The organism is Mesorhizobium sp. M7A.F.Ca.US.005.03.2.1, assembly GCF_003997795.1.
Taxonomy (GTDB): Bacteria; Pseudomonadota; Alphaproteobacteria; order Rhizobiales; family Rhizobiaceae; genus Mesorhizobium; species Mesorhizobium ciceri.
Genome location: NZ_RZRP01000731.1, coordinates 1 through 3,212, shown reverse-complemented (window position 1 = coordinate 3,212; position 3,212 = coordinate 1). Strand labels below are relative to the sequence as shown.

Genomic DNA, 3,212 nt, shown 5'->3' with positions numbered 1-3,212 from the left:
GGCAATTGCCTGCGCCGCACTGGCGATGTGGAACAACCGTGAAAGCCGCAGACAGGCGAGGCAGGCCCCGGGCGCCGTGGTCTCCCGCTCCTGGCGTGTCAGTATCGGGATGTTTGTGCTGGTCGCCGCCGGCTATATCGCCGCTCACTCTGCCGTCTATCTCGCGGTCCGTCATTTCGCCAGAATGTGGCTCTGAGACCGGCCTCTCAGGCTAGATCTCGAACTCGCCCTGCCCTTCATCCATGGCGCTGACGGTTTCGGCTGCCAGCGCCCTGGTGATCGGCGTCTTGCGTTCGAGCGCCGTCCGGTCGAGCCGCTCCACCACGCGCATCGCTGTCGCCAGCGAGCGCTCGATCCGGCGGACCAGATATTGCACGACATGCGGTTCGACCTCGATCTGACGGTCGGCGAAGAGTTTTGTGATGACGCCTGCCAGCAAGAGATCGTCGGGCTCATGAATTTCGACTGTCGCAGCCGCCTTCAGCCGCGAGGCAAGATCAGGCAGGCCAACACCCCAGGCCGAGGGAAAGCGGCGCGCCGTCAGAAGCAGTTGCGAGCCGGCACCACGCACCGCATTGATCAGATGGAACAGGCCTTGTTCGTCAACCGTCCCGGTATCGACATCGTCGATCAGCGCCGGCCGCGCGCCGAGATTGGCGATGCTGTCGCCGATGCGCCTGGCGTCGACCGCCGCCGCATTGGCACGCGCGCGCCAGATCGAGGCCAGATGCGTCTTGCCAGAACCCGCGGGACCGGCCAGCACCACCACCGGCGATGGCCAGTCCGGCCAGCGGTCGACCAGCGCAACCGCCTGGTTGTTGGTGCCGGAGACGACGAGTTCGTCACGCGAATAGCCGGTGCCATGGCCGAGGTCGAGCGGCAACTGGCGCGGCGGGTCGGTTGGCTGGGCAGTCACTTCAGCGACGCGGTTGCGTGCGGTGGCCGCCGCCGCGATCGGCCGGAAGCTGCGGCACAGGTGCCGCGCCGCGGCCCTTGTAGAGCGGCGATTCGAGATAGCGGGCTATTGCGAACCGCACCAGCACGGCGACGGCGGCCGAAGCCGGCACCGCGATCAACAAGCCGACGAAGCCGAACAGCGCGCCGAAGGCAAACAGCGAAAACATCAGCCATACCGGGTGCAGGCCGACGCTCTTGCCGACCAGCCGCGGCTGCAGGATGTTGCCCTCGATGAACTGGCCGATGAAAAACACGACCGCGACCGCGACGATCATCGTCCAGTCCGGCCAGAACTGGACGAAGGCGACGCCGACGGCCAGCACCAGCCCGGTCAGCGAGCCGACATAGGGGATGAAGGAAATCAGCCCGGCGAACAGGCCGATGAGGATGCCGAAGTTCAGTCCGGTCAGCGTCAGCCCGGTGGCATACATGGCGCCCAGCACCAGGCACAGCGTGCCCTGGCCACGCACGAAGCCTGCCGTGGCGGTGTTGATGTCCCGTGCGATGGCGCGCACGGTCTGGACGTTGTCGCGTGGCACCCAGCCGTCGATGACCGCCACCATGCGGTCCCAGTCGAGCAGCATGTAGAAGGCGACCACCGGTGTCACCACGAACAGGCTGACCACAGAAACCAGCGCCATGCCGGAACTCCACAGCGAGGTGAAGACGGTGGTGACAAAACCGAAGCCGGAGGTCAGCAGCGAATTCAGCCCGTCGCGCAAGCTATTGGCGTTGACGCCGAACTTCTGCTCCAGCCATTTCGGATCGAACGAGGTGATCAGGCTTTGCAGCCGGGTCAGATATTCCGGCAATTTGCCGGCGAAATCGGCCATCTGCGTGGCCAGAACCGGAATGAGGATGACAAAGGCCAGGACCAGCACGATGAGGAAGGTGATGAGGATGACCACCGTCGCCATGAAACGCGACAGGCCGAGCCGCTGCAGCCGGTCGGCAACGGGATCGAGGAAATAGGCAAGCACCATGCCGGCGACGAAGGGCAGCAGGATGGCGCTGAAGACATAGAGGAAAAGCGCCAGCAGCGCGGCGCCGGCCAGCCAGAAGAAGATCTGGCGGCGAAAGGTCGCGGACGCGGCGATGTCGGCGGCCGCGGCCTCGATCGCCGCCGCTTCTGTCTCGGATGTCCGGAGTGGAGCCTTCGTCATGTCAGCTCATGTGCCTCAGCCAAGTCACGAGATAGGCTGCGGCCGAAGCCACGGTCAAGACCCCAGACAGCAATATGAGAACCGGCCTCAGCGGGTCGAGATGAACCGACAGGGCAAGTTCACCCAGCACAACCGCCGCCAGCACGATCTGGATGGCGGTGTTGGCCTTCGACACGAAAAGCGGTTTCATCTCGACCGGATGGGCCATGACGGCGGACAGCAAAACCGCGCAGACGATCAACGCGTCGCGCGACACCATGGTGACGACCAGCCACAGCGGCAATTGCCCGATGAGGCCCATGACCACGAACACCGAAACCAGCAGCAGCTTGTCGGCGATCGGATCGCGATAGGCGCCGAGCGTGGACTGCTGGTTGAAACGGCGGGCGATGAAGCCATCGACGCCGTCCGAAATGCCGGCGACGAGGAACCCGGCAAAAGCCCAGTCCCAGCGCGCCTGCAGCATCGCCAGCACCACCGCCGGCACCAGGACAAGGCGCAGGATGGTGATCAGGTTGGGGATGGTCAAATGCCTGGCACCTCCTCTTGGTCGGAGATAGATGATGAAGATGGCGGGTGGCAACAAGGGAGGAGCTGCCGATCTCCCCGCACGGGAGCGGCCTTCAGCTTGGCTTTCGCCAATCACGAGCGCCTGTACGTGCGCGCTGTCCACGGTTTTGTAGGCCGAGATGGCCGTTATCCTTGCGGACAGAAACCGTTCATGCGAAGAGCCCGCGACAAGGAAAATTGCTGAACGGGCACCAGAAATGAGCAAGCGCGACGTGAACAAGCGCAAGAACGGGCTCACCTATGCCGAGGCCGGTGTCGATATCGATGCCGGCAATCTCATGGTCGAGAAGATCAAGCCGCTGGTGCGCGCGACGCGCCGGCCGGGCGCCGATGGCGAGATCGGCGGTTTCGGCGGCCTGTTCGACCTCAAGGCGGCCGGGTTTACCGATCCGGTGCTGGTGGCGGCCAATGACGGCGTCGGCACCAAGCTCAAGATCGCCATCGATGCCGGCAAGCACGACACGATCGGCATCGACCTCGTCGCCATGTGCGTCAACGACATCGTCGTGCAAGGTGCCGAAC

General features: G+C 64.5%; 5 protein-coding genes. 2 read left to right on the top strand and 3 right to left on the bottom strand.

The window, feature by feature from the left end:
• On the top strand, window positions 1–196 hold a 196-nt coding region (locus tag EN991_RS29240; RefSeq protein WP_127370046.1), incomplete at its 5' end, for a hypothetical protein.
• 15 nt (window positions 197–211) lie between these two features.
• On the opposite strand, the gene hdaA is transcribed toward EN991_RS29240, so the two are convergent.
• From hdaA to EN991_RS29225, 3 genes are read right to left on the bottom strand one after another with little or no spacing between them, the layout of a single operon-like run.
• Complete coding sequence (gene hdaA / locus EN991_RS29235; RefSeq protein WP_013532442.1) at window positions 212–916, bottom strand: DnaA regulatory inactivator HdaA; 705 nt, start codon at window positions 914–916, stop codon at window positions 212–214.
• Window position 917: 1 nt separating this feature from the next.
• On the bottom strand, window positions 918–2,120 hold the full coding sequence (locus EN991_RS29230; protein ID WP_013532443.1) for an AI-2E family transporter: 1,203 nt from the start codon (window positions 2,118–2,120) through the stop codon (window positions 918–920).
• 1 nt (window position 2,121) lies between these two features.
• On the bottom strand, window positions 2,122–2,649 hold the full coding sequence (locus EN991_RS29225; protein WP_127370045.1) for a CDP-alcohol phosphatidyltransferase family protein: 528 nt from the start codon (window positions 2,647–2,649) through the stop codon (window positions 2,122–2,124).
• A gap of 238 nt (window positions 2,650–2,887) precedes the next feature.
• Between EN991_RS29225 and EN991_RS29220 the strand changes: the two genes are divergently transcribed.
• On the top strand, window positions 2,888–3,212 hold a 325-nt coding region (locus tag EN991_RS29220; RefSeq protein WP_348628065.1), incomplete at its 3' end, for an AIR synthase related protein.

Bases quoted from the DNA above. Each gene is read 5' to 3' on its own strand.
- EN991_RS29230 (WP_013532443.1), bottom strand. From the start codon at position 2,120: ATGACGAAGGCTCCACTCCGGACATCCGAGACAGAAGCGGCGGCGATC.